This window comes from Marinobacterium lacunae, from assembly GCF_000705555.1.
Lineage (GTDB): Bacteria > Pseudomonadota > Gammaproteobacteria > Pseudomonadales > Balneatricaceae > Marinobacterium_D > Marinobacterium_D lacunae.
Genome location: NZ_JMQN01000009.1, coordinates 1 through 559, shown reverse-complemented (window position 1 = coordinate 559; position 559 = coordinate 1). Strand labels below are relative to the sequence as shown.

Here is a 559-nt window from a genome sequence, read left to right as displayed (position 1 = left end):
TGTTCCTTGTCTTGTTTTTCTTTCCAGATTGATGTTGACCCGGGGACAAACCTAACCATGAGGTAAAGTGCTTCTCACTTGGCCACTCAGATAGCTCTCCGCCAATTTCTGAGTAGAGTTGTAGCCAGCTATAGTCGGTAATGCCCGGCAGGCACGTTGCATCTTTGCCTGAAAAGATTTTGAGCAGGTGGCCACCTAAGTGGTCAATATCAGGTTTGTTATGCCTAACAGGTTTTCGGTCTTTGACGGATTCTATCTCTTTCCTGTTCTGCTCATCTCCATCATAGTTGTTGGCGCGTATCATGACTTCTTCCAGTTTTTGGTCGCAGGCCAGGATTTGTTGTTTGTAAAAACTGTAACCGCTATATGCCTGTCCCAAAGAAAACAATCCCGGCTCAGTGTAATAGCCTGAAAGTGCTTTGATGATTTGGGAGGCCTTCTTTGCCCTGATACTACTATGGCACAGGGACAGGAGTTTGTTGGCATCTCGTTCGCCCGCAAGGATGGCTTCTATGATGGCCAAACCACTGGATCCATGTACCTGGCTAAGGACTTCCTT

General features: G+C 46.9%; 1 protein-coding gene. It reads right to left on the bottom strand.

Going from position 1 to position 559, the window contains the following annotated elements; genetic code table 11:
• A partial coding sequence (locus tag ADIMK_RS01095) for a transposase (protein ID WP_156042726.1) occupies nucleotides 1–523 on the bottom strand: 523 nt, incomplete at its 3' end.
• Nucleotides 524–559: the final 36 nt, after the last annotated feature.